Annotated in this window: 26 protein-coding genes; 10 read left to right on the top strand and 16 right to left on the bottom strand. The window is 66.9% G+C overall.

From position 1 onward, the window contains the following. Positions 1-182 precede the first annotated feature (182 nt). From Q8Z05_RS03175 to Q8Z05_RS03165, 3 genes are read right to left on the bottom strand one after another with little or no spacing between them, the layout of a single operon-like run. Entirely contained in the window at positions 183-383 is a 201-nt protein-coding gene (locus tag Q8Z05_RS03175; RefSeq protein WP_305942054.1) for a hypothetical protein, read from the bottom strand. Between the two features lie 57 nt (positions 384-440). Continuing rightward, a complete protein-coding gene (locus tag Q8Z05_RS03170; RefSeq protein ID WP_305942053.1) occupies positions 441-806 on the bottom strand; it encodes a DsrE family protein in 366 nt (121 codons plus the stop codon). Position 807: 1 nt separating this feature from the next. Next, entirely contained in the window at positions 808-1,464 is a 657-nt protein-coding gene (locus Q8Z05_RS03165; RefSeq protein ID WP_305942052.1) for a hypothetical protein, read from the bottom strand. Between the two features lie 127 nt (positions 1,465-1,591). Between Q8Z05_RS03165 and Q8Z05_RS03160 the strand changes: the two genes are divergently transcribed. Further along, positions 1,592-3,322, top strand: a complete 1,731-nt coding sequence (locus Q8Z05_RS03160) for an AfsR/SARP family transcriptional regulator (protein WP_305942051.1) — start codon at positions 1,592-1,594, stop codon at positions 3,320-3,322. A 368-nt stretch (positions 3,323-3,690) separates the two neighbouring features. Here the strand turns inward: Q8Z05_RS03160 and Q8Z05_RS03155 are convergent, their stop codons facing one another. Further along, positions 3,691-3,825, bottom strand: coding sequence for a hypothetical protein (locus tag Q8Z05_RS03155; RefSeq protein WP_305942050.1), 135 nt, complete (start codon positions 3,823-3,825; stop codon positions 3,691-3,693). A gap of 253 nt (positions 3,826-4,078) precedes the next feature. Here Q8Z05_RS03155 and Q8Z05_RS03150 point away from each other — a divergent pair, with 253 nt between their 5' ends. Further along, the gene (locus tag Q8Z05_RS03150; RefSeq protein WP_305942049.1) at positions 4,079-4,699 is read left to right on the top strand and encodes a PAS and ANTAR domain-containing protein; all 621 of its coding nucleotides are present in this window, start codon (positions 4,079-4,081) and stop codon (positions 4,697-4,699) included. Here the strand turns inward: Q8Z05_RS03150 and Q8Z05_RS03145 are convergent. Continuing rightward, entirely contained in the window at positions 4,632-5,945 is a 1,314-nt protein-coding gene (locus Q8Z05_RS03145) for a multidrug effflux MFS transporter (protein ID WP_305942048.1), read from the bottom strand. The genes Q8Z05_RS03150 and Q8Z05_RS03145 overlap by 68 nt on opposite strands. Positions 5,946-6,080: 135 nt before the next feature. On the opposite strand from Q8Z05_RS03145, the gene Q8Z05_RS03140 reads away from it, so the two are divergent. Together Q8Z05_RS03140 and pta are read left to right on the top strand one after the other, a co-directional pair. Continuing rightward, entirely contained in the window at positions 6,081-6,989 is a 909-nt protein-coding gene (locus Q8Z05_RS03140; protein WP_305942047.1) for a helix-turn-helix transcriptional regulator, read from the top strand. A 48-nt stretch (positions 6,990-7,037) separates the two neighbouring features. Beyond that, positions 7,038-9,149 carry a phosphate acetyltransferase gene (gene pta, locus Q8Z05_RS03135; protein ID WP_305942046.1) on the top strand — a complete coding sequence of 704 codons (2,112 nt, stop codon included), beginning with the start codon at positions 7,038-7,040 and terminating at the stop codon, positions 9,147-9,149. A 49-nt stretch (positions 9,150-9,198) separates the two neighbouring features. Here the strand turns inward: pta and Q8Z05_RS03130 are convergent, their stop codons facing one another. Then, complete coding sequence (locus Q8Z05_RS03130) at positions 9,199-9,492, bottom strand: hypothetical protein (RefSeq protein ID WP_305942045.1); 294 nt, start codon at positions 9,490-9,492, stop codon at positions 9,199-9,201. Between the two features lie 124 nt (positions 9,493-9,616). Here Q8Z05_RS03130 and Q8Z05_RS03125 point away from each other — a divergent pair, with 124 nt between their 5' ends. Continuing rightward, a complete protein-coding gene (locus Q8Z05_RS03125) occupies positions 9,617-10,777 on the top strand; it encodes an acetate kinase (RefSeq protein WP_305942044.1) in 1,161 nt (386 codons plus the stop codon). A gap of 84 nt (positions 10,778-10,861) precedes the next feature. Here Q8Z05_RS03125 and Q8Z05_RS03120 read toward each other — a convergent pair whose 3' ends face one another. Both Q8Z05_RS03120 and Q8Z05_RS03115 read right to left on the bottom strand, forming a co-directional pair. Next, on the bottom strand, positions 10,862-12,058 hold the full coding sequence (locus Q8Z05_RS03120; protein WP_305942043.1) for an NAD(P)/FAD-dependent oxidoreductase: 1,197 nt from the start codon (positions 12,056-12,058) through the stop codon (positions 10,862-10,864). A gap of 4 nt (positions 12,059-12,062) precedes the next feature. Further along, positions 12,063-12,269: a DUF2945 domain-containing protein gene (locus tag Q8Z05_RS03115; RefSeq protein ID WP_305942042.1), complete on the bottom strand. Its 207-nt coding sequence runs from the start codon at positions 12,267-12,269 to the stop codon at positions 12,063-12,065. Positions 12,270-12,559: 290 nt separating this feature from the next. On the opposite strand from Q8Z05_RS03115, the gene Q8Z05_RS03110 reads away from it, so the two are divergent. The 3 genes from Q8Z05_RS03110 (at position 12,560) to Q8Z05_RS03100 (ending at position 15,288) form a co-directional block, all read left to right on the top strand. Further along, complete coding sequence (locus Q8Z05_RS03110; protein WP_305942041.1) at positions 12,560-13,294, top strand: hypothetical protein; 735 nt, start codon at positions 12,560-12,562, stop codon at positions 13,292-13,294. A 108-nt stretch (positions 13,295-13,402) separates the two neighbouring features. Beyond that, positions 13,403-13,978, top strand: coding sequence for a GNAT family N-acetyltransferase (locus tag Q8Z05_RS03105; protein ID WP_305942040.1), 576 nt, complete (start codon positions 13,403-13,405; stop codon positions 13,976-13,978). A 125-nt stretch (positions 13,979-14,103) separates the two neighbouring features. After that, positions 14,104-15,288 (top strand): metallophosphoesterase family protein, encoded by a 1,185-nt coding sequence (locus Q8Z05_RS03100; RefSeq protein ID WP_305942039.1) that lies wholly within the window; start codon positions 14,104-14,106, stop codon positions 15,286-15,288. Between the two features lie 119 nt (positions 15,289-15,407). On the opposite strand, the gene Q8Z05_RS03095 is transcribed toward Q8Z05_RS03100, so the two are convergent. From Q8Z05_RS03095 to Q8Z05_RS03075, 5 genes are all read right to left on the bottom strand, one after another. Beyond that, entirely contained in the window at positions 15,408-17,825 is a 2,418-nt protein-coding gene (locus Q8Z05_RS03095; RefSeq protein ID WP_305942038.1) for a hypothetical protein, read from the bottom strand. A gap of 33 nt (positions 17,826-17,858) precedes the next feature. Continuing rightward, the gene (locus tag Q8Z05_RS03090) at positions 17,859-18,566 is read right to left on the bottom strand and encodes a peptidoglycan-binding protein (protein WP_305942037.1); all 708 of its coding nucleotides are present in this window, start codon (positions 18,564-18,566) and stop codon (positions 17,859-17,861) included. Between the two features lie 236 nt (positions 18,567-18,802). Then, positions 18,803-21,037, bottom strand: a complete 2,235-nt coding sequence (locus tag Q8Z05_RS03085) for a S9 family peptidase (RefSeq protein WP_305942036.1) — start codon at positions 21,035-21,037, stop codon at positions 18,803-18,805. Between the two features lie 334 nt (positions 21,038-21,371). After that, positions 21,372-21,872 (bottom strand): hypothetical protein, encoded by a 501-nt coding sequence (locus tag Q8Z05_RS03080; protein ID WP_305942035.1) that lies wholly within the window; start codon positions 21,870-21,872, stop codon positions 21,372-21,374. 168 nt (positions 21,873-22,040) lie between these two features. Next, positions 22,041-23,090, bottom strand: a complete 1,050-nt coding sequence (locus tag Q8Z05_RS03075; protein WP_305942034.1) for an arsenic resistance protein — start codon at positions 23,088-23,090, stop codon at positions 22,041-22,043. Positions 23,091-23,253: 163 nt separating this feature from the next. On the opposite strand from Q8Z05_RS03075, the gene Q8Z05_RS03070 reads away from it, so the two are divergent. After that, positions 23,254-23,598, top strand: a complete 345-nt coding sequence (locus Q8Z05_RS03070; protein WP_305942033.1) for a hypothetical protein — start codon at positions 23,254-23,256, stop codon at positions 23,596-23,598. Positions 23,599-23,752: 154 nt separating this feature from the next. On the opposite strand, the gene Q8Z05_RS03065 is transcribed toward Q8Z05_RS03070, so the two are convergent. From Q8Z05_RS03065 to Q8Z05_RS03055, 3 genes are all read right to left on the bottom strand, one after another. Continuing rightward, complete coding sequence (locus Q8Z05_RS03065; protein ID WP_305942032.1) at positions 23,753-24,892, bottom strand: LCP family protein; 1,140 nt, start codon at positions 24,890-24,892, stop codon at positions 23,753-23,755. A 52-nt stretch (positions 24,893-24,944) separates the two neighbouring features. Further along, positions 24,945-25,577 carry an arsenate reductase/protein-tyrosine-phosphatase family protein gene (locus Q8Z05_RS03060; RefSeq protein WP_305942031.1) on the bottom strand — a complete coding sequence of 211 codons (633 nt, stop codon included), beginning with the start codon at positions 25,575-25,577 and terminating at the stop codon, positions 24,945-24,947. A gap of 71 nt (positions 25,578-25,648) precedes the next feature. Continuing rightward, a complete protein-coding gene (locus Q8Z05_RS03055) occupies positions 25,649-26,170 on the bottom strand; it encodes an RNA polymerase sigma factor (RefSeq protein ID WP_305942030.1) in 522 nt (173 codons plus the stop codon). Between the two features lie 173 nt (positions 26,171-26,343). Here Q8Z05_RS03055 and Q8Z05_RS03050 point away from each other — a divergent pair, with 173 nt between their 5' ends. After that, positions 26,344-26,748, top strand: a complete 405-nt coding sequence (locus tag Q8Z05_RS03050; RefSeq protein ID WP_305942029.1) for a hypothetical protein — start codon at positions 26,344-26,346, stop codon at positions 26,746-26,748. Positions 26,749-26,834: the final 86 nt, after the last annotated feature.

Below are 26,834 nucleotides of genomic sequence, written 5' to 3'. Positions count from 1 at the left end.
TCATTGCCTCCAGCTTTATTTACCGAATGTTCATTAGGTAATCCCATTTTGGGGCATGCTGTCAAGAGGCGGTGCTGAATCCGGTGCTGTGACGGGTGCTGTGCCCGGGCGCTGTGACGGGCATGGTGCGGGCCAAGGCACGCCCCCAGCGAGTACTTCGACGCCGCCCCTTACGATGGCCTTCATGAGCTGCGGAGCGACGTACATGCGTGGACAGCCGCGATCGCGGCGGCGCTGAAGTCCTGACGAGTGTTCCAGACTTTGATCGACGAGAGCAGTATAGGCAGGACGAGCAGGGGGATGAGGACCAAGTTCAGGACGACTCCCCGGAGCAGGCCGCCCGCAATGGTTCCGGTGATGATGCGCATACTGGTCTTGGTCATGAATGCCTCTCAGGGACGCCCTCGGCGTCAGGCACCATCCACAGCTGGCGCCGAGGGTCAGGCGAACGCGATTGTCTTAGCTCCGGCCAGGACCTCCTCGACGACCTTGGCGGCTCCCACGATGGTGGAGCCCTTCTCGAGTTGCTCCTCAGTGATGCCTCGGGGCTTGGCGCACGCGCCGCACAGCCACACCCGGCCGCCATTCTCGATGAACTCGGTGTACAAGTTGCCAAGCTCCGGCAGCCCCGGCTGGGCCACTCCGTCGGTTCCACCCTTGGTGCCCAGCCACACAGCTTCGATCGTGCACAGCACGATCGCATCCTGGCCCGCTGCCGCAGCTACGTTAGCGGCCACAAACGGGAGCGTGGCGCGCTCGGGTTCTTCCTTTCCGTAGGTGCAGTTGAAGATCAGCTTCTCGCTCATCTCATTTTCCCCTTTCCACACTCACCAGCAGACGTCCGTCTCCCGGTGCTTTGATCGAATGAACAACATGCCCCATAAGACGGGCCATGGAAGGTAGATCCTCTTTGGCAGCCGGATCGCGGGTGCTAACCAAGAGCACGTCGCCGATCGGGATGTGCTGGATCTGTTCGCGAAAGTCTCGGGCGAGACCGTCGGCGCACCCGAGGTCTCCCGCGTCGAACGGATGCACGTGACCCGGCTCGTCCACTGTGCTCGGGCGGAAGCCCGAGCACAGCAGATCAATCGCTTCCACGCGACCGTCGGTGCCGACGTCGAGCATCAGGTGCTGCTCGAGCAGCTGCCATCCCCTCGCGTCGTGGAGCCGCAAGCGGTACGTCACCACCGCACGGCCTTCGATCTCCTGGACGCTGGAGGCCTCCACGTGGAACTGGTCGGCTCCCGCGAACCAGCTAGCGAACCGGTGGATGGTGGCGTTCGCGCCCTGATCTGTCATGAGCCTGCCCGGGACCAACATCCTGAACTGGATACCCGGAGCCAGCAGTGACTGGGCTCCCGTGAAGTCGCGGGCGGTCAGGGCGTTGATTAAAGCGGCCGCGACGTCGCGCGGTCCAGCCGTAGCGAGGCCCGGCGGGCTGTTGTGCGTATCTTTGGGGAGCATGGCCCCTCCTCAACTCGTTTCGTTCTCGATTCCGCTTCCTTCCACTCACGCTACGGAGGACACCGTTCCGCGAACGTTCCGCTGCGAACGCTGTCGGGAGCCGTGGCCGTCGGTTACTATCCCAGTAATGAAGGAAGTGGAATTCCAACTCCTCGGGCGGTTTGCCGTCGCAGTCGATGGCAATCTGATCCCCGGTGACGCTTGGCGAAGTCGTCGGGCAGCAGACGTTCTCAAGCTGCTCGCGCTCTCCCCTGACCTTCGCCTGCACAGGTCGCAGGTCATGGAGGCGCTCTGGCCCGAGAGCGATCCTCAGGCCTCTGGCACAAACCTCCGCAAGGCCCTGTATTTCGCCCGGCGCGCCACAGCAGATGAGCAGACTGTCGTGAGTCACCAGGGGGTGATCGTGCTCTGGCCCGCCGCCCAGGTCCACAGCGACGTCGAACGCTTCGAGGGTGCAGCGCGCCAAGCGCTGGCTGCGAGCGATCCTTCGGCCTGCCGGGCCGCCGCGAATCTTCACCACGGCGAACTCCTTCCCGACGACCGCTACGAGTCCTGGCTGGCGGAGCCACGCCAGCGTCTGCGCCAGCTGTATCTGGATCTTCTGCGCGTAGGGGAGCTGTGGCAACGGCTCTCCGACGAAGACCCCACCGACGAGCGGGCCGCCCGAGCACTCATGCGGGCCCATCTGGACGCCGGCGAACGCAGAGAGGCGATCCGGCGGTTCGAGCGGCTGCGCGAGGCACTCCATGACCACCTAGGCGTCGGGCCGGACCGGGCCACTATCGCCCTCTACGAAGACGTCCTGACCGTCGAAGGGGCGCTCCAGCCCACGCAGGCCGAACGTGCTCACGCCCTGCTCGCCTGGGCCTTGGTGCATCTGAACCGCAACGACCTCAAGGAGGCGGAGCGCGCAGCGGAGGAGGCACGCTCCATCGCCCTCGACTCCAGACTGGGCCGAGAGCTCGGAGAAGCCGCTGTCATCCTCGCCAAGGTCGCCATGGCGCAAGGCCGCTGGCGCGAGCGGTTCGCCGAGGAACTCGCTGAGTCCATGCGCATGCGGGCCAACATGGAGCCCATCGTCTACGACGCGCACCTCTGCCTCGCCGAGTACCACCTCACAGGGCCTGAGGGCTACGCTATCGCTGCCGAGTTCGCACGCCAGATGATGAAGATCGCCAAGGAGGCCGGCTCCGGGACCGGCGCCGCCCTCGGCCAACTCATGCTTGGCGAGGCAGAGCTACTTGCCGGGCACCTCATCGAGGCTCAGAAGAATCTCGCACAGGCGGCGGAGGCAAATGACCGCGAAGGCTGTCTTTCCGGGTCCGCCCTTTCGCGGCAGAGGCTCGCAGAAGTCGCACTCATCGGCGGCCGGAAGTTCGACGCGAACCGGCTGCTCAGCCGGGCGCGCTCATTCGCCGTCCGCTCCGAACTTGCCACCCACCTGCTGGTGCGTGTCTTCGGCACCATGATCCAGGCCGCTGCAGATTCGAAGAAGGCCCTCGCCGTCGTGCGGGCCGCCGAGCGGGAGCTGAGCGGGATGCGTTCCTGCGAGCCCTGCTCGATGGGCTACCTGACTAGTGCTGCGGCGGCCTGCGCGCGAGCCGGCGAACTTGATCGAGCACGCTCCTTCGTCAGTAGAGCCGAAGGAATCGCAGGCATGTGGCACGGAGGCCTGTGGAGCGGCGCCGTGTGGGAAGCCCGTGGCGTCCTCCGTCAGGCCGAGGGCGCGGACGATCAGTCGCGGGCAATGTTCCTCGAAGCAGCCCAGGAGTACACGCACGCCGGCCGCCAGTCCGATGCAGACCGCTGCCTCGAAGCCGCGGCGAGCCCGCAGAGCAGGAGCACCCCTTCCAGATAGGTGCCCGCGCTCCTCACGGCTGGACTCGCGTACTTCATGGCGATAGGTCGGGGGAAGACGATCTCTTCCGAGGCCCCTCGTACCGCTGCCCTCGCAGTTGTGGCAGTTTGAGTTGGACCCGGTATGACGTCCAACCGGGGCCATTCAAAACCTGGCAAAGTCAGAGGACCGTTTCAGAAGCCGCGGCTTAGTTTTCGCGTCAGGCGGCGCAGCAGGAAGCCTTTGAGACGTCGTGGTGAAGGATGGGGCAGCTATCTTGATGCTTCTGCCATGCTCAGATCTGGGCTCCAGAGATAAGCGACGGGCTCAGTGGTCATGGCCGCTAACACTCTACTCAGCTTCGCTCACGGAACTCACTGTCTTCACCATCAGCCATAAAGACGGGAGGTGTTCTGCAGCGCTTCGGTGGCCTGCTCGATGAGTCGTCGGACTATGTCCCGCGCCGGCAGGATCTCGGCGATCAGGCCGGTCGACTGTCCCGTGAACGGGACAAACCGCCCCATGTTCTGCTGTGGATGGCGCTCATGATTTTGCCCCGGAGACGCGAGGCGTCAGGATCCCGCGAACTTTTCCGTGCCGCGCTATTTCGACCCGGTCCAGGAGGGCTGGAGGGGGTGCGACAGTGCCTGCTGTCCGGTATTCCCGCGACCCGCTGCCGGCGGCCATGCCGCCAGACAGAATACGAAGATCAGCGACGCGGCGGAGACGTATTCCAGTGTTTTGGGAGTGTCGGTATTGCCGGCTGGAACGTTTGTTTTGGATACCAAATCAGGCGCGATGCAGTGGTCGGACGGGCTTTACGCAATCCATGGCTACAGTCGCGGGGAAGTCGTGCCCACCCTGGAGCTGACGCTGGCGCACAAGCACCCTGAGGACCTGGCCCGAATCCAGGAGATCAGCCGCGCGGTGTACGCCCACGGCGGGCACGTGGCCATCTACCATCGCCTGGTGGATGCCCGGCTGCACGAACGCAAAGTGCTGACGGCCGGTGAGGCGGTACTGGACGAGTCAGGAAACGTGTCCACGATTTCCGGCGTCATGCTGGACCTCACGTCGACGATCCAGCGGGAGACGGAGCTGGCCGCCCGCGAAGCCGTCCGGGGTGCGGTGGGAACCCGGAGCACTATCGCGAAAGCCGCCGGCATCCTGATGGGGCGGCTGGGCATCGGATCGGACGACGCCTTCAACCTGCTGGCGTCCTACAGCAACAACAGGAACGTCAAGCTCGCCAGCCTCGCGTGCGGTCTCGTGGCCCTGGCCGACAACCCCGTCGACGCCACCGGCCTTGGGCGCTTCATCCAGGACCTGGTCAACGCCAGTCAGGTCCAGCCCCGCCAGCACCGGCCAGTCCGTCAACGCCCCCGCCCGTATTGCTGACGGCACTGCTGGCCGTTCGACGCCGGCCCACCAGTCCGAGGCAGAGTGCGGCCGCTGCTGCCGCGGCGGCCGCGACGATGCCGAAAGGCACCGGATCATTCGCCCCGCCGATGCCCACGAGGGGCGCGGCCAGGCCGCCGAAGGCGAACCGGGCCAGGCCCAGGAGCGAGGATGCGGTGCCGGCGATGTCGGGATAGTCCTTGAGTGCGAGCGATGTGGCCGGCGGGCTGGTCACGGCCACCCCGCTGACCATGGTGAACAGGGACAGGACAATAGCAATCAGCGGCAGGTGCAGGAGTGCCGTCGCGAGCAGGCCCAGGGCGCCGGCGAGCGCCATGGCCAGGCCTGCGGCGAGCGTTCCGCGTTCGGACCAGTGCTCTGCCAGGCGGCCGGAGATGAACCCGAAAATCACAAAGCCCAGGGAGTTCAGCCCGAACGCCAGCGAGTATTCCTGCGGGGAGAGCCCGTACATGCCTTGGAGGATGTAGGTTGCCCCGCTCAGGTAGGCGAAGATCGCCGAGTACGTGAAACCGGTGATCAGGACGGCTCCGACGAACCGCCGGTCGGCCAGGAGCCGGCGGAAGTCGTTGAGCGTGTGGGAGAGTCCGCCGGTGATGCGGTGCTCTTTCGGCAACGTCTCCCGGAAGACCAGCAGGGACGCCACGAGGATGGCCACGCCCACCGCGGCCAGGAACAGGAAGACTCCGCGCCAGTCCGTAAAAGTTGCGAGCTGTCCGCCGATCACGGGGCCGATGATGGCTGCCAGCCCGCCGAGCACGGTGAGTCGGCCGTAGTAGCGGATCAGTTTCCCGCCCGAGTAGACGTCCCGGCCCGCCGCCTGCGCGATCACGATGCCCACGGCGCCGGCGAGGCCCTGGACGAACCTGGCGAGGATGAGCGTTTCGATGGTGGGGCTAAGCGCGCACAGCACCGAGGTGACCGTGTAGGCGATCACCCCGATCAGCAGCGGTTTGCGGCGGCCGAAGCGGTCCGAGAGCGGTCCGGCAACCACCTGCCCGATGGCCAGGCCGAGCAGGCACGCCGTGATGGTCAGCTGCGCCACCGACGTCGTGCTTCCAAGCTCTGCGGTGAGGGCCGGCAGGACGGGGAGGTAGAGGTCCATGGAGATCGGACCGAAGATCGTCAGCAGGCCGAGAACGATCGCCAGCGGCCGGCCGACGGCCTGTTGCGGTGCAGGTTCAGCTGCGGGTGCTGGTGCCTGCTCAGGGGCGCCGGTGGCGGTCATGCTGGGCTCCGTTCCAGTGGGGATGGGGGACTGATTCCCATTCAACCGGGCCGTGCCGTTCCCAGCCACGGCTCTCCTTATCCGGGGTCTGGCAGTACCTCCCTGGGACGCGCTGCCCCGGTGTAGCGTGAACGAGTGGATAACAGAATGGCCGTGCGCGAGTTCCTCGCCTCAAGGCGCGCCAAGATCACCCCGGAAATGGCCGGCCTGACACTTTACGGCGGACGACGCCGGGTCCCCGGCTTGCGCCGCGAGGAGGTGGCCATGCTCGCGGGGGTCAGCGTTGATTACTACACGAAGCTTGAGCGCGGGAACCTCTCCGGCACCTCCGAAAGTGTGCTCGACGCCATCGCGGGCGCCCTGAGGCTGGACGAGGCGGAACGGGACCACCTCTACAACCTGGCGCGTGCCGCCAGCCCCTCCGGCCGGGCCCGGCAGCGTCCGCTCCAGAGCGGGACCGTCCGCCCCGCCCTGCAGTTCATGCTGGACGCCATTACGGCGGCGCCGGCGTTCATCGGCAACCAGCACATGGACATCGTGGCGGCCAACCAGCTCGGCTTTGCCCTGTACTCAGAGATGTACCGCGGTCCCGCCCGGCCGGCCAACCATTCCCGGTTCATCTTCCTCGACCCCGCGGCCCGGGGTTTCTACCCCGACTGGGAGCGGGCGGCCAGCACCAACGTGGCACTGCTGCGCACCTACAGCGGCCAGAACCCGTTCGACAAAGCCCTCGCGGACCTCGTGGGGGAACTGTCCATGCGCAGTGAGGAATTCCGGACCCGCTGGGCCGCGCACAATGTCCGCCGCCACTACGCCGGAACCAAGGTGTTCCACCACCCGGCGGTGGGGGAACTCGAACTCACCTACGAAGCCATGGACCTTGCCGAGGATCCCGGCTTCAGGCTCACCGTCTATCCCGCCGTCCCCGGATCGCCGTCGGACGAACGGCTCCGCCTGCTGGCCAGCTGGGCCGCTACCGAACGGATCCGGGAGCTCGCCGTCGCGGAACCGCAAGCCTCATGGAGAAAGCCCGCCAACAAGTGAAAGTATGGAGGGACGGAGCACCACCACGTCACAACCTAAGGGCGGACCATGGCCAAGGGGATTTATGTCAGCGCGACCACACCGGGATCCGGTAAGTCGCTCATAGCGCTGGGGCTTGCGGACACGCTGCACCGGCACGCGGACCGCATCGGCTTCTTCAAACCCGTGGTCCACGGCCCGGACGCCGCATCGGACCCCATGGTGGCCCTGATGAAATCCCGGTTCGACCTCGACGACCAGCGCTGCCGCGGCGGCCTGACGGCAACTGAGGTCCGCTCCCTCCTGGCCGAAGGTAACCGGGCGGAGATCGACGCCCGCTGCGTGGAGATTTTCGCGGAGATGTCACGCCACTGCGACGTGGTGATCGTGGAGGGCACAGACCTCACGGGCCAGGATGCCGCCGTCGAATTTGACCTCAACGCCCGCCTCGCGAACAACCTGGCTGCGTCCGTGGTGGCCGTGGTGGGCGCGAAGGGGCGAACCGTCGCGGAGGCGGCTGACGCCGTCGAGGTTGCCCGCAAGGAGCTGGCGGCGGAACGCTGCAGCCTGCTGGCCATCATGGTGAACCGTGCCGACCCCGAGGACGTGGACGGGATCGTGGCGGCGGTGAAGCCCGGCGCGTCCGGCCGGCCCGTGTACGTCTTCCCCGAACTGGAGGACATCGCCCGGCCCACCACCGGCGAGGTGGCCGCCGCCCTGGGGATCCGCCAGGTGGCCGGCCGGCAGGACATGGAACGCGACGTCCGCTCCATCAAGGTCGCGGCCATGAGCGTGGCCAACTTCCTGCACGTGCTCGACGACGGCGCGCTGGTGATCGTCCCGGGTGACCGTGCGGACGTGATGGTCGCGTGCCTGGCGTCGTCCTTCTCGCCGGAGTTCCCGGTGCCGTCAGCGATCATCCTCACCGGCGGCCTGGCCCCGGACGCAAACATCTATTCGCTGCTTGCGCAGGCGCCGTTCCCCGTGTTCGCGGGCCCGGACGATACCTACACCACCGCCAAGCAGGTGTCCGAGGTCCGCAGCGAAATCTGGTCCGGGCACCGCCGCAAGGTGGCCTCGGCCGTGGGGCTGTGGGCCAGGCGCGTCGACGAGGCCGAGCTGGTGGAGCGCCTGCACCTGCCGAGGCTGGAGCGCATGACGCCGCTGCGGTTCCTGCACGACCTCATCGAGCGGGCCAGGCTGCAGCGGCGGCACATCGTGCTGCCCGAGGGCAACGACGTGCGGATCCTGCGCGCCGCGGAAATCCTGCACCGGCGGGACGTCTGCGACCTCACCATCCTGGGCAACGAATCCGACGTCCGGGAACTCGCGTCCACGCAGGGTATCGACATTTCCGGCATAAAGATCATCGACCCCGCCACGTCCGAGCTGCGCCAGCAGTTCGCCGAGAAGTATGCGGAGCTGCGCGCGCACAAGGGCGTGGACCTGGCCCGGGCGCTGGAGGTCATGCTGGACGGCAGCTACTTCGGCACCATGATGGTGCAGCTGGGCGTAGTGGACGGCATGGTGTCAGGCGCCGCGCACACCACCGCCCACACCATCCGCCCGGCCTTGGAGTTCGTGAAGACCCGCGACGGCGTGAAGATCGTCTCCTCGGTGTTCCTGATGCTGATGCCGGACCGGGTGCTGGTGTACGGCGACTGTGCTGTCAACCCGGACCCGAACGCCGAGCAGCTGGCGGACATCGCGCTGGCCTCGGCCGAGACCGCCACGCAGTTCGGCGTGGAACCGCGCGTGGCCATGCTGTCCTACTCCACCGGCGGGTCCGGGACCGGCGAGGCGGTGGACAAGGTCCGGCAGGCCACCGAAGTGGTGAAGGAGCGCCGCCCGGACCTCGCCGTCGAAGGCCCCATCCAGTACGACGCCGCCGTGGACGCCGCCATCGCCCAGTCCAAGATGCCGGGCTCGTCCGTGGCCGGGCAGGCCACCGTGTTCATCTTCCCGGACCTCAACACCGGCAACAACACCTACAAGGCGGTGCAGCAGTCCTCGGGGGCAGTCGCCGTCGGGCCTGTACTGCAGGGGCTCCGCAAGCCGGTGAACGACCTCTCCCGCGGCTGCACCGTGGAGGACATCGTGAACACGGTGGCCATCACCGCCGTGCAGGCGCAGTCGGTGGAGCCGGCAGCCGAGCCGGCAGCCGCCGCTGCGCACGCTTAGGCAGAGGCGGCGCCGGCCAGCTGCCCGCGGCTCTAGCTGTTTTCCGGCTCTAGCTGTTTTCCGGCTCGGCCGGGCTGGCCTCGTCTTCCTGCTTGGCCGGCTCGTCCGCCAGCCCCGCCGGCGTGAGGTCCAGGTCCTCCACGTTCTCGGGCGGCTCGGGGGACTCGCCCACTTCGGCGGCCTTGACGTTGCCCGTGTCGTCCAGGGCCGGGTTGGCGCCTTCGACGCCGGTGGGGTCCTTTTTCTTGGATCCGGTGTCCGGCGCGATGCCCTCGGGTCCGGCGCCCCCGGCTTCGGTACCGTCCGGCTCGGCGCCGGCCGGCTGCGTGGCGTTGTCAGTCATGAAGAAACCCCTCCGTACGTAGTCCAAATGGTCCGCCGACTCTAAGCGCCCGCCGCGCACGATGCAATGACGCTACGATCGAACTTCCACCGACCACCGCAGCAGCCAAGGCTTAGGAGGCCCAGTGCTCGTCCTCGTCATCAACTCCGGTTCGTCCTCGCTCAAGTACCAGGTGCGGGACGTGGCAACCCACAGCGTCCTGACCGAGGGGCTGATCGAAAAGATCGGCATGGGCAACGGCGGGGAAGGCGACGGCGAGATCGAGGGCCCGCGCGACCACGCGGAAGCCCTGGAACAGGTGGACGCCGCCATCCACGGGGTGCTGGGGGAGCGGACCTTGGATGCCGTGGGCCACCGGGTGGTTCACGGGGGCGAGCGCTTCGGCGAGCCCGTGCTGATCGACAACGAGATCACCCGTGCCATCGAACGGCTCAACCCGCTGGCCCCGCTGCACAATCCCGCCAACGTGCTGGGCATCCGCGCCATCGCCAAGAAGTGGCCGGACATGCCGCAGGTTGCCGTGTTCGACACCGCCTTCCACCGCACCCTGCCCGAGCACGCCTGGCGCTACGCCGTGCCGGACTCGCTGTACACCAACCACGGAATCCGCCGCTACGGCTTCCACGGCACCTCGCACGAGTACGTTTCGCACCAGGCTGCGGCGCTGCTGGATCTCCCGGTGGACGAGTTCGACGGCGTGATCGCCCACCTGGGGAACGGCGCCTCCGTCACGGCCATCCGCAGCGGACAGTCCGTGGACACCTCCATGGGCTTCACCCCGCTGGAGGGCCTGGTGATGGGCACGCGCTCGGGCGACCTGGACCCGTCCATCCTGGTGTTCCTGGGCCGCGCCGGCTGGTCCACCGAGGACATCGACTCCCTGCTCAACCGCGAATCCGGGCTCAAGGGGCTCGCGGGAAACAACGACATGCGCTCCGTGGTGGAGGCCTCCGAAGCCGGCGACGCCCGCGCAACCACGGCGCTCGCCGTCGCGTCCTACCGGCTGGCCAAGTACATCGGCGGGTACCACGTGGCCGTGGGCGGGGCGAAGGCGCTGGTGTTCACCGCGGGCATCGGCGAGAATTCGCACCAGTTCCGCACGCTGGTGGCGGACAAGCTGGGCGCACTGGGCATAGAGCTCGACGCCGGGCTGAACAGCCAGCGGTCCAAGGAACCGCGGGTGATTTCCACCGCTGCCTCGCTCATCCCCGTCCTGGTGGTCCCCACGGACGAGGAGCGCGCGATCGCGGAGGCGACTGCCGCCGTCGTACATTCCGCTTCCTAACCGGGACGCTCTCTCACTTTTCGTCGCGTTTCCTGGGACGCTCTCTCACTTTTCGTCGCAATTTCCGAGACGCTCTCTCACTAGTCAGGCGCGGCCCTTCAGGATGAGGTTCCAGTACACCTGCGGGAAGATATCGCGGTCCACCACCCATGACGCCCGGCTCTCTTTCCACGTCGGGACCTTCGGGATGGTGGGCATCGGCTGGTACCTGGCGTCGAACTCGGCGAAGACCACTGTTGACCGCGAGACGGTGAACGGGCACACCGCGTAGCCGTTGTACTTCTCCTCCAGCGGTTCCCCCTTGCGCGCCGCTACGAGGTTCTTGGCCAGCACCTTGGCCTGCTTGCGCAGGGCGCCGCCGCATTTGGAGTTGGTGGTGCCGGCGGCGTCGCCCAGGGACCAGACGTTCGGGTAGCGGACGTGCCGGAGGGTCTCCGGGTCCACCTCCACGAAGCCGCCGGCATCGCCCGGCGCGGGCAGATCGGTGCGCTTGAGCCAGCCCGGCGCTGACTGCGGCGGGACCGCATTCAGGACGTCGTAGCTGAGTTCCTCTGTGGTGCCGTTGTTCCTGATGCTCGCTTTTTGGCCCCCGGCGTCCACTGCGACCAGTTCGCTGTTGAGCCGCAGCTCGATGCCGTATTCGGCCACCTTCCGGTCCAGTTCCTCGTCCACGCCCGGGACGCCGAAGACTGTGGGGTAGGGCTGCACCATGACCACGCGGATGTCGTCGAGGACGCCTTGTTCCCGCCAGTAGTCGCACGCCAAGTACATCGGCTTTTGCGCGGCACCTCCGCATTTGACGGGCCCGGCCGGCATGGTGAACACCGCGGTGCCGGACGTCAGGGTGCTCAGCAGGGTCCAGGCCTTCGGTGCCAGCTCGAACTCGTAGTGGGAGGCGCCGTGCGGTGAGTGGACGGCGTCGGCCAGGCCGGGCACCTTGTCCCAGTCCAGCTGGAGGCCGGGGCACACCACCAGCTGTCCGTACGTCACGGTGTCGCCGGAGGCGAGCGACACGGTGTTGGCGGCGGCGTCGATGCCGGCAGCGCCGTCGCGGATCCATTTCACCCCGCGCGGCGTGACCGTGGACTGCGGCCGGATCGCCTCGGACGCCATGGCCCGGCCGCCGGCGATGTGCGAAAACAGGGGCTGGTAGAGGTGGTGGTCCTTCGGCTCCACCACGGCAATGTCGGTAACCCCGTAGCGGTGCAGGCGGGCCGCCAGGGAGATTCCGGCGTTGCCGCCGCCAATGACCAGGACGTCGTGGTGCTGCCGGGCCGGCATTCCCCTAGTCCTTCTCGGTCAGGGCGGACGCCTTGTGGGCGGCGCGGGCACCGGTCTTGGCGGACTCCACCACGTACTGGGGTTCCTCCTCGCTGGCCCGGTGCTTGTTGCCGTCCAGCTCGAAGTCGCTGGTCTTCTTCTCCACGATCTTGCCGTGGGTGGGTCCCTGCGGCGTGTTCCATTCCACGGATGTTCCCTTGCGTAGCGACATGTCTGCTCCTTCGGTTGAACCTGCTGGAAACGGGCTGCACACAATAGTAAGCATGATTAGTTTCCCGGGTCACGGGCTTGGTTCCGTCGGGTGCGCCGGGGGCCTCTGCTTCGTGGTGCGCCCGGGGAAAGAGGGCTATACCTTCCCCCGTGAAGCTCCTAATCTGTTGCTATGGGCGAGGCTGTTCCCGCCCACTCCAGCCATATTCAAAGCAATGGAAAGCCTGGCCATGCGTCCTGCGGGGGGATCAGGCACCGTTGGGGCGCTGCCGGCTTGGGGAGGAGAACGCGATGGAAACTCGTGTGGAACCAAGTGCACTCTGGGGAAGGATCGGTGCGATAGCCATTCCCCTCGGCGTGATTTTGTTGGTGGCTGCCACGGCAGTGCACCCGTCCAGGGAAGATGTCATGAACCATACGGCGGTCTTCAGGGAGTATGCCCAGACCGACGCCTGGATTGCCATCCACTTCACCCAATGGGCCGCGGCCCTGGTGTTCCTCGGCGGACTCGTCGCCGTGTACTTTGCCATCACCGCCAAGCGGGAGGGACCCGGTGTGCTGGCGCGCTTTGGCCTGGCCGCGGCCGTGCTGACGGCGGCGGTGATCACCATGCTGCAGGCGGTGGACGGCGTGGCGCTCAAGTGGGCCGTGGACGCCTGGACGGCTGCGCCCGCCGAACAGGAGCCTGCAGCCCTCTCGGCTGCCATGGGACTGAGGTGGTCTGAGTACGCGCTGCAGAGCTACTCCAACATCCTGCTCGGACTCACGCTGATTTTCTTTGGCCTGGCCATCGCGTACGGCTACGCATATGCCCGCTGGCCGGGGTGGCTTGCTGCGGCCTCGGGGGTCGCCTGGATTATCCACGGCCTGATGGTGTCCTACGTGGGCCTGTTCGACTCGGCACCGCGGCTGGTTGCACTGGTTCTCCTGGCCGCCTGGGCATTCGTCATGGCAGTTCAAATGTGGCCCAGGAGCCACGGACACGCCACCCGCGCCGCTGCACCGACGGGTCCAGCGACCGCGTAGTTCGGGGCACGTAGTTCGGGGCGCGTAGTTCGGCGCCCGGCGGCGGTGGTTGGGCCTGCCGGCCGGTTTCGGCGGGCTCAACCTCCGGCTCACGGGTACGCTCGAACCATGCCGGACATCCGACTGCCCATCCGCACTGGCCGCCTGATCCTGCGCCGCTTCGAGGCCGGCGACCTCGATGCCTTCCACGCCTACCATTCGCTGCCTGCGACAGCCCGGTTCCTGCCCGGTCCGGCCAAGAGCTACACGCAATGCATGGAGCGGGTGGGCAACTACGCGAACTTCGTTTTCGACAAGGAGGGCGACTGGGTGGCGCTCGCCATTGAGGCTGCCGACTCGCCCGGGCTCATCGGCGAAGTGGTGCTCAAGTGGCTGCCGGGTTTCGGCCAGGCGGAGGTGGGTTGGAGCCTGGCTCCCGGTGCGCGGGGTCACGGCTACGCCACCGAGGCTGCGGAGGCGATGCTCAAGCTCGGCTTCGAGGGCCTGAGCTTCCACCGGATCGACGCCAAGCTGGACGCACTGAACACGGCGTCGGCCGCCATCTGCGAGCGGCTGGGCATGCGCCTGGAGGGCAGGCACGTGGACAAATGGCGGTACAAGGGCGAATGGGCCACGGAAGTTGTCTACGCCATGCTCAGCACTGAGTGGGCGGCACGGCGCCGGGACCGTCCGCACGCCTCCTGACCTCCACCGGCCGGCACTGGGCGTTCACCACCCGTTTGAAGCCGGGACGCTTCCCTCTCCTACCGTGTGGGCATATCCGCGGCCCGGTTCTGAGGCCGCATCAGTGCACCACCGGAGAGGTCTCAATGAACACCACCATCCACCAGGCCAAGCTCAGCAGGCGGGCGGCGCTGGCTGCTGCCGGAACGCTGGGGGCGCTCGGCATCACCGTGGCGGCAGCAACCGGGAGCCAGGCAGCGCCCGGCGCCAAGGCCCCCAAGCCGACCCTCGCCTTCCGCCCGGACGGCAAGTTCAAGATTGTCCAGTTCAACGACACCCAGGACGACGAGCAGACGGACCGCCGCACCATCGAACTTATGGACAAGACCCTTGAGGCGGAAAAGCCGGACTTCGTGGTGATCAACGGCGATGTGGTCAACGGCGGAATGGAGTCCGAACTCGAGGTCAAGCAGGCGCTCAACCACGTAGTCCAGCCCATGGAAAGCCGGCAGATCCCGTGGGCGGTGACCTTCGGCAACCACGACGAAGACTCCGCGCAGAAGACGGGCATGACCGAAGCCAAGATGCTTCAGTTCCTGCAGAGCTACCAGTACAACGTGAACGCAGACTCCGTGCCCGGACTGACCGGCACGTCCAACTCGCAGCTCTTGGTGCAGTCCTCCCGCACCAAGGCTCCGGCCTTCGGCCTGTGGCTCATCGACACGGGCCGCTACGCCCCGGACACCATCAACGGCCAGGACTTTGCGGGCTACCCGGACTGGGACTGGGTGCGCATGGACCAGGTGACCTGGTACCGGAACCAGTCCATCGCCACCGAGCAGAAGTACGGCAAGAAGGTCCCGTCCCTCATGTGGGGCCACATCGCGCTCCACGAGCACCGCAACATGTGGTTCGCCAGCCTCGACTCAAGGACAGAGGCAGATCACGCCCGGGCGCTCACGAAGCACAAAATTGTCGGAGAGCGGAACGAGGACGAGTGCCCCGGCCCCATCAACTCCGGCTTGTTCAACGCTTTCCTGGAGCGCGGGGATGTGCTCGGATACTTCGTGGGGCACGACCACGTCAACACCTACGTGGGCAACTACTACGGTGTCCAGCTGGGCTACGCCCCCGGAACAGGGTTCGGCGCCTACGGCCTGGACGGCGCTGAGCGGAACCGCCTGCGCGGGGCCCGCGTCTTCGAGCTGGACGAGAGCCACCCGGGAATCTACAAGGACACGCGACTCGTGTTCGCCAAGGATCTGGGCATCGACCTCACGGCCAACGACCAGCCCATCGTCCCCAAGCCGCTGGATCCGGCCCAGGCCTGACCACCCGCACACCCGCGCCCCGCTGAATCCGCACCCGTTTGCCATTTTTGGCCGCTATGCACCCCGCATAGCGGCCAAAACCGGCAAATCGTCGCGCCAAGCCGCGGGTTTCGACGGGCTCACCCCCCTGGCGCGGAAGTGGCTGGAGCCGGTGCCGCTTCCGTCGGCTCAGTTGTGGCAGAGGGCCCGTCCGTCACAGCGCCTCCGGTTCCCGCCATCGTCGTTCCCGAGGGCGCCGGGGTCGCAGTCGTCGTTCCCGAGGGCGCCGGGCTGGACCCGGACGACGGGCCGGACGAAGCCCCGGACGTGGCGCCGGTGGAAGGACTGGCCGTGGAGCTTGGCGTCGCGGTAGTGCCGGCGCCCTTGGTGGCACTGGGGTCGCTCTGGACAATCAGAGTCACCTGCGCCTTGAACGCGTTGAGGCGTTCCTGGATCTCGGACAGAGGAACGTTCTGCAAGTTACGGCCGAACTCGGCAATCTCTGCCCACAACGCGTTGAGCCGGGCCATGCCGTCCTCGCTCAGGGGCCCGTCCAGCGTAAGCACCAGCTGGCTGGCCACGGCATACGTGAGGCACCGGACGCAGTTGTAGTTCGCTGCGGCTGACAGGTTTTCCGGAACGATCACATCCGCCTGGCCCACGATCAGCACCACCTGGAAGCCCACGGCCACAGCGGCGCAGTCCGTGCAGCTGGCAAAGGCGTAGGCCTCGTTCGTGGTGTCCACGGGTTCGCCGTCCTCGGCCCAGACCAGCGCGAAGGCGACGTCGTACACCACCGAGCCGTCCTGCGTGTTGACCGCGAGGGCCTGGCTGTCACCTTCTTCAGGGGCCGCCGGCCGGTCGAACGGGAACACCCACGACGGCGGCGCGGCAGCATCGCCGTCACCATCCGCAGCGCTCGTGGCCGAATCCGCACGGGGCACCAGCACCATGCTCAGCCGGGGTTGTTCCCGGGTGGGCTTGGCCGAACCGGCGGGCCACAATGCCACCGTTTTCCCGGCCTGGCCCTCCCGCAGCGTGGCGGACGCAGCAGTAGGAAACAGCGCCGTCGTGACGTCGGCCAGGGTGCCGCGCTCGTAAGGCTGCACCGGCCGGTACGTGTCTTCGCCGGGCCACCAGGCCCAGGCCAGGCCGGCCGCCACAGCGGCGACGACGGCGATCGCGGCGCCCCGCTGGACGGCCTTGCCGCGGGTCTTCTGCCAGAGCCACGTAGTCAACTGGCGGACCAGGCGCAGCAGGATGTAGAAAATGCCCACCACGGGAAGTGCGACGGCGGCGATCGCCAGGGCTCGCACCGCGGCGCCCGCGATGTCCCCGGCAGACAAGCTATCGGACAGCAGCGACTGTTGTTCCAGCACGCCCGCCCAGGCCGTGCCCAGGAGCCGCGGCAGCGAGACCACCATCAAGGCCAGACTGAACAGAAGCAGCGGCACAGTGACCAGCACCCATAGAGTCACTACCGCCCGGGCCCAAGGCTTGAGCACCTGGGCCTCCGGGGCCGTACGGCGCCAGGGCAGCAGTCCCAGCAGGGTCGGCTTGATGCGCTGGAAGAGGTCCGGGACACCGGTGGCATCGGCCAGGATGTGGTAGCCGTCGAACCGGACCAGGGGTAGCAGTTGCCGGACCATCTGCAGGACCTGCGTGACCACCACCAGCAGCAGCGCGTCGAAACCGGTGGCCCACCAGATGCCCATGATGGCCACGGCCACGATTGCATTGAAATACAGTCCGCCCAGGTCCGTGCGGATCCGGCCACCGCGGCCCAGCCGGTAGGAGTCGGTGACGTCGGTGAAGAACGCGGGCCAGATCAGGTAGAGGCCCGCGCCCATGGCCCCCGGTGTGGCGCCACCGCGGCGGGCGGCGGCGGCATGGCCGAACTCGTGGAAGCCGGCGGACAGCACGGTCACGACCAGGACCAGGATCACCATGCCCGGGTTGGCGAAGGCGTCATGCGTGGCGGAACCGAGCCCCTTGACCATCAGCACCCACCAGCACGTGGCAAGGAAGGCTGCACACACGGCAACAACAATCAGCGGGTTGAACAGCACATTGAAGGGAGTGGTCAGTTTGCGGGTGCGGTCCGGGTCGGTCACGGTGTACCGGAAGCGCATGCCCAGGAGCGGATCGGCCTTCTTGACCCCGGGCTGCGAGCCGTCGGCCAGCCGGAGCAGCCCCAGTGGTAGAAGTTGCGAGTTGATCAAGGTGCGGACGTTGTCGGCGCTGACCATCTTGCCGAAGCGTGAGCTGGCCTGCTCCGCAATCGACTCGACGCTGCGCCGGCCGTCGATGGCCTCCAGCACCAAGTACAGCAGTCGGGTCAGCTGGATGGCCTGCCCGTCGGCACGCCTGACCAACGAGGGCGGCTCACGGTAGCCCGAACCCTTCGTTTCGCCGATCAGTTCGATGCCGTCCGCGCGGACGGGAACATCTGGCGATGCAGTAGCCGTCCCTGATTCGTCCGTCCGTTGGCCGGCGATGGGCGCAGAAGAAGCCGGCGGGCCGTCCAGCCGGGACGGCCCGCCGTGCACAGTGCTCATTAGGGCGTGCTCATTGTGACGTCGTCTCCGGTTCTACTGGCGGAGATCGGACTGCTGGTCGGCTGAGGCGGTGGCCGCGCCGTCGATGTGCTGGCTGATGATGGCATCCTGCTGTGCCACGGCGAAGGCGTCGCTGTCGATGGAGCCTATGTTGGCGGCCACGGCCGCATCGATCGGAGCGGCCACGTTGGCGTTGGCTGCGACGGCGCCGTTGATCGGGGCCGCGATGTCCGCGTCCGCGGCCAGGTCCACGTTGACGTTCAGGAGGTCGCCGTCCAGGGCCGCGGTGGGGTCCACCGGCAAAGCGCCGACGTCGGGAGTAGTGTCCTCCGGCAGCAGGCCGCCGTCGGTGGTTCCGTCAGCGGTGGTTCCGTCCGCCGTGCCGCTGCCGGTAGCGTCAGCGTCGGTGGTCTCAGGCGCCTGGTCAATGGTGCTGTCCTGCGTGGAATCGGCCGTGGCATCCGCTGTGATGCCTTGGTCGATGATTACGCCCTGGTCAGCAAGGGCCTGGGCCTCGGACCCGTACGAGAGGATGTTCGCGGAGGCTGCCGCGTCGATCGGTGCTGCCACGTTGGCGTTGGCTGCCACTGCGAGGTCGATGGGTGCTGCGGCGTTGATGCCCAGGTCCAGGTCGGCATTAAGGTCCAGGACGGAGGCTACTTCCTTGTCCGGGAGCGCGGTGCCGCCCTGAGCCATCAGTTCTTCGTTGGAAAGCGGGGTCAAACCCTGTTCAGTGCTCACGAATAACTCCAGTTCCGGCACGGTTTCTGCTGCCCCCAGTGAGCAGTTTCTACACCGATGTGCCTATCGCGAGTCAATAGTAAGCATGATGATGATCTTTTGGTAGCGTCCTGTATTCCGGCGGTAACCACCCGTTTGCCAACTTTGGCCGCTATGCACCCCGCATAGCGGCCGAAACCGGCAAATCGCCGCGCAAGGCGCCGCGCAAAGGCCCCGCCAGGCCCCGCAGGGGAAACCTACTTAACCCCGGCCCCCGGCAGCAACTCAGTCGCGCCCACGGAGTCGGCCACGAAGGCGTAGTCCCAGGCCCGTTCGCGCCACTGGACGTACCGGCCGGACGCTCCGCCGTGGCCGCCGTCCATCTCGATCTTCATCACGATCGGCTCCGCCCCGGTGGTTTCAGAGCGCAGGGCCTGCACCCACTTGGCCGGCTCCACGTACAGCACCCGCGTGTCGTTGAACGAGGTCACGGCGGCAATCTTCGGGTACGGCAGGGCGCCAACGTTCTCGTACGGCGTGTAGGACTTCATGTACGCGTACACCTCGGGGTCCGTGATCGGGTTGCCCCATTCCTCCCACTCGAGCGCGGACAGCGGCAGCTCCGGATCCAGGATGGTGGTCAGCGCGTCCACGAACGGCACGGCGGCCACAATGGCGGCGTACTTCTCCGGGGCGAGGTTGGCCACGGCGCCCATCAGCAGGCCGCCCGCGGAGCCACCCATCGCAGCGATCCGCGACGGCGAGACCCACCCGGAGGAAGCCAGCCAGTCGGTGGCCGCGATGAAGTCCGTGAACGTGTTCTTTTTGGCGAGCTTCTTGCCGTCCTCGTACCAGTGCCGGCCCAGCTCGCCGCCGCCGCGGATGTGGGCAATGACGAACACGATCCCGCGGTCCAGCAGCGACAGCCGCGGGATGCCGAACCCCGGGTCCATGCTCAGCTCGTAGGATCCGTACCCGTAAACCAGCCCGGCCGCGGAGGAATCGCGGGCTACCGAGGCGTGCCGCAGCACCGACAGGGGAATGCGGGTGCCGTCGGCCGCCGTCGCCCATTCACGGGTGGCCACATAGTCGGACGGGGAGTAGCCGCCCAGCACGGGGCTTTCCTTCCGGAGCAGCAGCTCGCCGGCGGGCGAAGCAGGAGTCGGCAGCACAAAGTCGTACACGCGCGACGGCGTGAAGTAGGACGTGTAGCCCATCCGGATCACCGGGGCCTCGTAGTCGGAGCCCGCCACACCGGCGGTGTACAGCTCCTCGTCGAACGCTGGTTCCACCGGATCACCCTGCGCGGGCGTGCCCAGCCCGGCCAGGGCCAGCACCTGGACGCGCTCGATCGTGTCCTTGCGGACGGACACAATCAGGTGGGTGGAGGTGACGCCCGCGCCGTTGACGCGCACCTGGTCGGAATGCGCGACGACGGTGGTCCACTCCTGCTCGGCCAGCGGCTTGGCGAGCTCGGCCGCGTCCATCAGGGACACCATGGAGTTGATGGCGTTGCGGTTGTGCGTCACCAGGATCTTCTCAGTATTCTGTCCCGCCGGACCAGCCAAAAGGAACGGCTCGGCCTCATAGAGCACCCGTTCGTCGCGGGAGATCACGGTGCGGAGCCCGGCGTCGTAATCGTCAAAGCGGAGCAGTCGCGTCTCGCTGTATTCGGAGCAGCCGATGCTCAGCACGAGGTGGCGCCGGTCGGAGGACAGGTCGAAGCCCAGCCACATGGCGACGTCGTCCTCCTGGTAAACCACCTCATCCTCGGTGACGGGCGTGCCCAGCACGTGGGACTTCACCTGGTAGGGGCGCCAGGCGTCGTCCACCACGGTGTAGAACAGGCGCGTGCCGTCGGGGGAGAAGGAGACGCCGTAGAAGATGTTCTCGATGACGTCCGGCAGCATCTCCCCGGTGCGCAGGTCCTTGAAGCGCAGCGTGAAGCGTTCGTCGCCGGCGTTGTCCACGGCGTAGGCGTAGAGGTTGCCGTCCACGGTCACGGCAGTGCCGCCCACGGCGAAGAACGGCTTGCCTTCGGCTTCCACGTTGCAGTCCAGCAGGACTTCCTCGCCGGGAAGTTCGACGCCGGCCTCCACCGCCGGGGGCGTCCAGTCGGCCACCGGGTCCCCGGTGTTCTGCGCCTTGACGCGGCACTGGATGCCGTATTCCTTGCCTTCCACCGAGCGGGTGTAGTACCACCAGCCGTCCTTGCGGTTCGGGACGGACAGGTCCGTCTCCTGCGTGCGTGCCTTGATCTCCTGGAAGATCGCTTCGCGGAGCGGTTCCTGGTGGGCGGTGACCGCTTCCTGGTAGGCGTTCTCGGCCTTGAGGTGCTCCACCACGTCCGCGGAATCCTTGGCCCGCAGCCATTCGTAGTTGTCCACGAAGGTGTCGCCGTGGTGGGTCCGTTCGGTGGGGACTTTCCGGGCTACGGGGGCGGCGGCCGCAGGGGTGTGGTCGGCAGGGTGCTGCACTGGAGTCTGGGTCATTGACTCAATATATAAAGCTATTCCGCCGCTGGCACCCGCGTTCGCTACCGGGGGATAGAGTGGTCCGCTTTCTCCCTGCGTAGCGTCCTGCACATTGCGTCACTCCAGCAACTTAAAGACAAGTAGCCGCCACTCACGCACGCGGCGACGGCGCTTCATAGTCTTGAGGAAGTCGGTCGGCGGAGCACCCGGTCCCCCTGGGAGAATCCGCCAGACCGATCACTTGGCCCGGACATCGTTCCGGATCACGTTGAGCTGGGCCGGCGGTGACAAGCCTTCTGAGACCGAGGCTTCCCCAGGCGCCGCCGGCCCTTAGCTCACGTGAAGTGCAGGATTACGGTGCGAGCGGGTTGGTGTAGGTGAAGGGACCCCCCAACCGGAGGGAGGCGCCGGACGGTGAGCTGCTGATCGTCACGTTTGAGTAGGTGACGCTAACGAACGTTACCGTTTGCCCTGAAGGGCAGCTGAAGCCCAGTGCGTCGGCGGTTGGCGGCTCTAGCGTCAGGGACCCGACGATGTTGCCGTTCTTATCAGCTGTGAATGGTTCCGTCACGCTGCCTTGCGTCTGCGTGGTCGTCTTGTTCGACGCTTTCGGGTTCTTGCCGCCGTTGTTGACGCATTCATATGTCGTCGAGAGAAGCGCCGTCACCGTGATGAACTCAACGGCGCCGGAGGGAAGTCCAGCTTCCTTGAAATTGACCACAAGGTCCGAACCCTGGAGTGTTGCGGTGGTTGCGTTCTTGATGAAATGGGGGTTGCCGGCAGTTGCCGGGCTGCTGAAGAGGAAGAGTGCCGTGACAACGGCGGCGATGACTGCAAAAATGCGTTTAGACATCAGTGTCTCCTGTAGCAAAGGTGGTCAGACTCGGCCTCCGCTGATCAGCGGAGGAAAAGGACCCCCCCAGCCCGTCCCAACATTTGCTCATTGGGAGTTCCGTTCGCGGCACTCCCAAGGCCTCAGGTTTAACATCTAACGCAACGGCCCAACAAGGGCACTTCGGCCCTACTTAGGATTTAGGGAACCGCTAGGAACCACGAGCCGCGGCAGGAACCGCACAAACGCCACCATCCCGACGAGTTCCACCAGGGTCTGGGTGACCACCACCAGCGCGGCGAGGGCCAGCGGCTCCGGAAGCGCCAGGGCCAGCGGAAGCACCACCAGCGAATTGCGGGTCGCTCCGCTGAACACCACGGCCAGGGTGGCCCGCGCATCCAGGCGCGCAGTCCTGGCCGCGAGCAGGCCCAGCGGAACCATCACCAGCAGGAACGCGGCGTAGAGCGGCACCACCGCCAGCAGCGAACCCAGCTCCGAGCGCACGCCCTCGATCTGCGACCCCACCACCACGGCCAGCGTCGCCATCATGAGCGGAACCATCAGCGCCTGCATGGCGCCCATGACTTTGCGTCCGACGACGGTGCTGTCACCTGAACGTCCGACGGCGGGACGTCCGACGGCGGGAGGGGCACCTTCGCGCCCGGCCCACCACTGCGTCAGCGCGGCCAGCGCCAGCGGAACGATGATGAGCCACACGAGGGCCTGGACGAAGGGTGCGGGGTCGATCACGGAGACCAGGCCCGGTCCCACGAACGCCAGGAGATACACCGGCAGCAGCAGGATCTGGGCGAGCATCAGCACCGGCGCTGCGGCGAGCAGGCGTTCGCTGGCCCCGCCTGCCAGGCCGCTGAACACGATGACGTAGTCAATGCACGGCGTCAGGAGCACCAGCAGCACGCCCACCAGGAGCGCCTGGTCTCCGGCGATGAACCGGCTCAGCCCAAAGACCACCAGCGGCACCACGGCGAAGTTGAGCACCAGGAGGGTGGCCATGAACCGGACGTCACGCGCAGCCCGCCCCAGCGACGCGAACGGGATCCCCAGGAACGTGGCGTAGAGCAGCAGCCCCAGCACCGGATTGATCGCCAGCTCCAGGGTGGCAGCCGAGCCGGGTGCCAGAAAACCCAGGGCGCCGCCGGCAACTATCGAGGCAATATACAGGCCGATCTGGCGGCGTTCCATCCACGCCACAAACGTCCTGATCTTCACCGGCTCCATCGTAGGCGAACCCTTACCCCACGGCGGAGCCGGGTTCAACGGTACGCGCCGTTCATAACGCTACTCATGCCGCATGTGACGCAGAGTGTTGCGTGCGTCACATTTGCTCCCTAGTCTGATGGAGGTCGCAGCGTCGCGGCCATGCAGTGAATAGGGGAAACACTTGAACGACAAACTCAAGGTTTTAGTACGGCTCGACCTCGATTGCGGAGAAGCAGAAGTAGCAGCCCAAGGCCACGTGACGGCAAAAAGCCTCCAGGCACTGTATGTGGTTGTGAAGAGGGCAAATCATCTGAAGGAAGGACTCCACCTGGTGGTGGACGTAAGCCACGCACGTGTTGAGCCGGCTGCAATGGAGCAGCTGCAGGCATGTTCGGAATCCCACCACCTCCCGGCGTCCATCGACCCGCTGCAGTCGGAATGCAACATCAGCGTTCTGGCTCCGGCGGACTTGGCCCCGGCGTCCGGTCCACGCTCGAGGAACCGGGCCCTCACCCTCGCCGCCTAAGCCCCACCGCCAGACCCGGCCACGCCTGAGCGGCCGCTCAGCGGCGCCAGCCGCCCGACCGAAACCCAGTCCCGAAACTCCACCAACCACCTGTGTAGGCCCGAATCGCCTGCAGATGGGAGCTGGAGTGTGCCGTGCCGGTTGCCTCGAACCCTCAGTTTCCGCCTTGGAACCCGTTGGCCGCCACGTAGTCGGCCAGGGTGCCGTTGGCGAGTGCTGCGGAGATTGCGCCCACCGCACCGGGATTCTGGTACACGATCGCCTGGCCGTCGGTGCTGAAGCCGAAGCCGCCGTCGGGAAGCCGGAACATCACGGCGTCCTCGGGGCCCACCTCGCGCAGGCTGTACGCGAGCCGCACCAGCGTCTCCGGGGTGAGGCCCGGGTCCACCAGCACATACGGCCGGAGGGTGTTGACCAGCAGCATCACCGTGGAGGGGTTGCTGAGCGTGCCCTCGCTCATGAACTTGCCGATGAACGCCTTGAGGAACGTCTGCTGGTTGCGGATCCGCTGGAAGTCGCCGTCGGCAAACGCGTAGCGCTCGCGGACGAACTCCAGGGCGGCGCCGCCGTCGAGCCGGTTGATGCCGGCGGGGAAGTAGTGGCGGGTGTCGTGCGTGGAGGTGAAGGGCACGGTGACGTTGACGTCCACGCCGCCCAGGGCGTTCGTGGCGTCCCAGAGCCCCTTGAAGTCCACCATCACGGCATGGTCGATCCGGGTGTTGAACAGCGTCTCCACGGTCCTGACCATCAGCGGGGTGCCGCCCAGCTCCAGCCCGGCGTTGATCTTGGCCTGGCCGTAGCCGGGGATGGTGGCCCACGTGTCGCGCATGATGGAAATGCCGTAGACCTTTTGCCGGTCGGCGGGGATGTGGATCAGCATCAGCACGTCCGCGCGCTGGTCGGCCGGCGTTCCGGCCGCTGCCTGGGCCTCTTCGGCGCGGAAGTCCCCGCGGCTGTCGCTGCCTATCAGCAGGATGTTCAAAGCTGTCGGCGGCGGCTCCGGGGCAGGTGGCGCGGGCGGGGCCGGTGCGGGCGCGGTGGCCGTTTCGGTGGGTGACGGGGTGGCGGTGGCACCTTCCGCCGTCGACACCCCGCTGGCGGTGGGGGCAGGCGATCCGCCGCGTCCCATCTGGGAGAAGGCGTATACGGTGCTGCCCAGGGCGATCACCAGGACCATGGCCAGGGCCGCCTTGAGCCAGGTGGGCTGCCGGCGCAGCCAGGCGGGAAGCCAGGCGAGGTTTCCCTGCGGCGGCTTGCTTTCAGCCGCTCCTTCCGGATCAGACTGGTTGTCCATAACCGGACGCTACCACCGCTGTGGCAGAAAAGAACGACGCCGAAAGTCCTGTTTATGTGGGCGTGTTGAGCCGGGCGTAACGGAGGATGGTGAGGATGGCGGGCGCCAGTTCGTCTTCCATCTGCCGGTACACCTCGGGGGAGCGTTTGTAGGGGTCCACCACTTCGTTGTCGGCGCTGTCAGCGGCGAGGGCGAGGTGCCGGACTGCGGCGAGGCGGGCGGGCAGGCCGCGCCACAGGGTGCCGGCGTCGGGCGCTTTGCCCTTCGACGCGCCGGCCGGATCACCGGCGGTGGAAGCGCCGGCGTCGCGTTCTTCCAGGGCTTCCAGCATCCGCGCGAATTCCCGGATGGTGAAGGTGCGCTTGAGCAGGGAAGCGTCCAGTTGGAGCACTTCGCCGCGGTGCTTGGACGTCATGGTGAGCACGATGTCAGTGTCGCGGAGGATTTTGGGGGTCAGCTGCCGGGCGGCGAAGCCCTTGTCCGTGCCGCCGTACATGTTCACGATGTCGGCCGAGAGCGGCTGGATGGGATAACCCACCATGGCGCGGGTGCCGGCGCTGCGCACTTCAAAGCCGCCGGGCAGGACCTGATCCAGGCCGGCCTGCAGGAGGCGTTCGGCCACGGGGGAGCGGCAGATGTTTCCCGTGCAGACGGTGAGGATCCGTACGGGCTTAGGCGATTCCACGGTGAGGGCTCTTTCCGGAGTTGCTTGTCAGATCGGTGCGATCCCTAACATTCAACTTAACACGCAGGGACCTAAGGGGCCGGGAGGGACGCCTTGAGCGCCTTCTTGGCCCGGCTGATGCGGCTCTTCACAGTGGAAATGCACACGCCTTGATGCTCGGCGATCTGCGCGTAGGTGAAATCGCAGAGTTCCCGCAGGGCAAGGGACACGCGGAAGTCTTCGGGAATGCTTCCCAGCGCGCGGATCACCAGGTCCGCGGAAGCCTGTTTCTCGGCGAAGTCCCCGGCGGCCCGCAGGTCCTCGGGGAGTACGGAGGTGGCGTTGCGGCGGTGGACCACGCCCAGTGCGGCGTTGGTGGCGATCCGGTACAACCACGTGCCCAGGGCAGCTTCGCCGCGGAAGGAACCGATGCCCAGCCACGCGGCCAGCAGGGCGTCCTGGGCGGCATCCTCGGCGTCGTCGGGATTTCCGGTGATGCGCAGGCAGACCGCAAGGATCATGCGCCGGTGGTTTGCCGCCAGGACCTCGAAGGCTCCGGTGCTGCCGCAGGATGCTTTCGCTGCCAGTACGGCCTGGGCTGGGGCGCCATGCATCACTCCCTCGAGACGTTCAGCCCCCCTGCGTGCCATCGGATCAAAGCCCAATGTAGCCCCGCCGGCCAAGAAGAACCATCCCCTGCGGGAACAACTGACACCTGCCCTGTCTCTAACTGGAATGAGGGGCCCGGAAATCGCAGCCGGGTCCGCAGGGGAGCCGGGTGGGAGCCGTGGTTGAGAGCCAGGAGATGACGTACGACGCCGGGACAGCTGGCGGCGGGGCACCTTTCGTCTGCATCGAAGACGCTTTGCCGGAAGGCGGCAGCCAGTGCCTGCCCGGCCGCATGTACTCCACGCCCCAGCCGTGGACGGAGCGCCAGCTGGGGACCGGGGGTCAGCCGGGGTCCGAACAGTCCGAGCGGCTCCTGCCGCGAGCCCCGGAGACAGCCGAACCCGAACTGCCCCTGCCTGACCTCATGCAGTTGGACTCTTCAAATCTGACGGACTGGCTGGTGCTCCTCCTGGTATGGGTAGTGCTGGCGGTGGGCTACGCCCTGATCCGCGGCCGTCGCCAGCGGCTCGAAGCGGCCTCGCGGGGCGAACCCGCGGCCCCGGACGGGCGCGTCGACGGCTGAGTGATGTCCACAGGAAACCTTGACCCAATCCTGCAAAACGGTTGAGTAAACCTAGAGGTGCAATGGGCACAGTGGTGTCAGGCGTT

The organism is Arthrobacter oryzae, from assembly GCF_030718995.1.
GTDB lineage: Bacteria > Actinomycetota > Actinomycetes > Actinomycetales > Micrococcaceae > Arthrobacter > Arthrobacter oryzae_C.
Note: the sequence above shows the minus strand (reverse complement) of the source record. Positions and strands in the feature narration are given on the sequence as shown.

Excerpts from the sequence above, each read along its gene's own strand:
- Q8Z05_RS03175 (WP_305942054.1), bottom strand. The coding sequence starts at position 383 with ATGACCAAGACCAGTATGCGCATCATCACCGGAACCATTGCGGGCGGC.
- Q8Z05_RS03170 (WP_305942053.1), bottom strand. The coding sequence starts at position 806 with ATGAGCGAGAAGCTGATCTTCAACTGCACCTACGGAAAGGAAGAACCC.
- Q8Z05_RS03165 (WP_305942052.1), bottom strand. The coding sequence starts at position 1,464 with ATGCTCCCCAAAGATACGCACAACAGCCCGCCGGGCCTCGCTACGGCT.
- Q8Z05_RS03160 (WP_305942051.1), top strand. The coding sequence starts at position 1,592 with ATGAAGGAAGTGGAATTCCAACTCCTCGGGCGGTTTGCCGTCGCAGTC.
- Q8Z05_RS03155 (WP_305942050.1), bottom strand. The coding sequence starts at position 3,825 with ATGGGGCGGTTTGTCCCGTTCACGGGACAGTCGACCGGCCTGATCGCC.
- Q8Z05_RS03145 (WP_305942048.1), bottom strand. The coding sequence starts at position 5,945 with ATGACCGCCACCGGCGCCCCTGAGCAGGCACCAGCACCCGCAGCTGAA.
- pta (WP_305942046.1), top strand. The coding sequence starts at position 7,038 with ATGGCCAAGGGGATTTATGTCAGCGCGACCACACCGGGATCCGGTAAG.
- Q8Z05_RS03130 (WP_305942045.1), bottom strand. The coding sequence starts at position 9,492 with ATGACTGACAACGCCACGCAGCCGGCCGGCGCCGAGCCGGACGGTACC.
- Q8Z05_RS03120 (WP_305942043.1), bottom strand. The coding sequence starts at position 12,058 with ATGCCGGCCCGGCAGCACCACGACGTCCTGGTCATTGGCGGCGGCAAC.
- Q8Z05_RS03115 (WP_305942042.1), bottom strand. The coding sequence starts at position 12,269 with ATGTCGCTACGCAAGGGAACATCCGTGGAATGGAACACGCCGCAGGGA.
- Q8Z05_RS03110 (WP_305942041.1), top strand. The coding sequence starts at position 12,560 with ATGGAAACTCGTGTGGAACCAAGTGCACTCTGGGGAAGGATCGGTGCG.
- Q8Z05_RS03105 (WP_305942040.1), top strand. The coding sequence starts at position 13,403 with ATGCCGGACATCCGACTGCCCATCCGCACTGGCCGCCTGATCCTGCGC.
- Q8Z05_RS03100 (WP_305942039.1), top strand. The coding sequence starts at position 14,104 with ATGAACACCACCATCCACCAGGCCAAGCTCAGCAGGCGGGCGGCGCTG.
- Q8Z05_RS03095 (WP_305942038.1), bottom strand. The coding sequence starts at position 17,825 with ATGAGCACTGTGCACGGCGGGCCGTCCCGGCTGGACGGCCCGCCGGCT.
- Q8Z05_RS03085 (WP_305942036.1), bottom strand. The coding sequence starts at position 21,037 with ATGACCCAGACTCCAGTGCAGCACCCTGCCGACCACACCCCTGCGGCC.
- Q8Z05_RS03080 (WP_305942035.1), bottom strand. The coding sequence starts at position 21,872 with ATGTCTAAACGCATTTTTGCAGTCATCGCCGCCGTTGTCACGGCACTC.
- Q8Z05_RS03075 (WP_305942034.1), bottom strand. The coding sequence starts at position 23,090 with ATGGAGCCGGTGAAGATCAGGACGTTTGTGGCGTGGATGGAACGCCGC.
- Q8Z05_RS03065 (WP_305942032.1), bottom strand. The coding sequence starts at position 24,892 with ATGGACAACCAGTCTGATCCGGAAGGAGCGGCTGAAAGCAAGCCGCCG.
- Q8Z05_RS03055 (WP_305942030.1), bottom strand. The coding sequence starts at position 26,170 with ATGCATGGCGCCCCAGCCCAGGCCGTACTGGCAGCGAAAGCATCCTGC.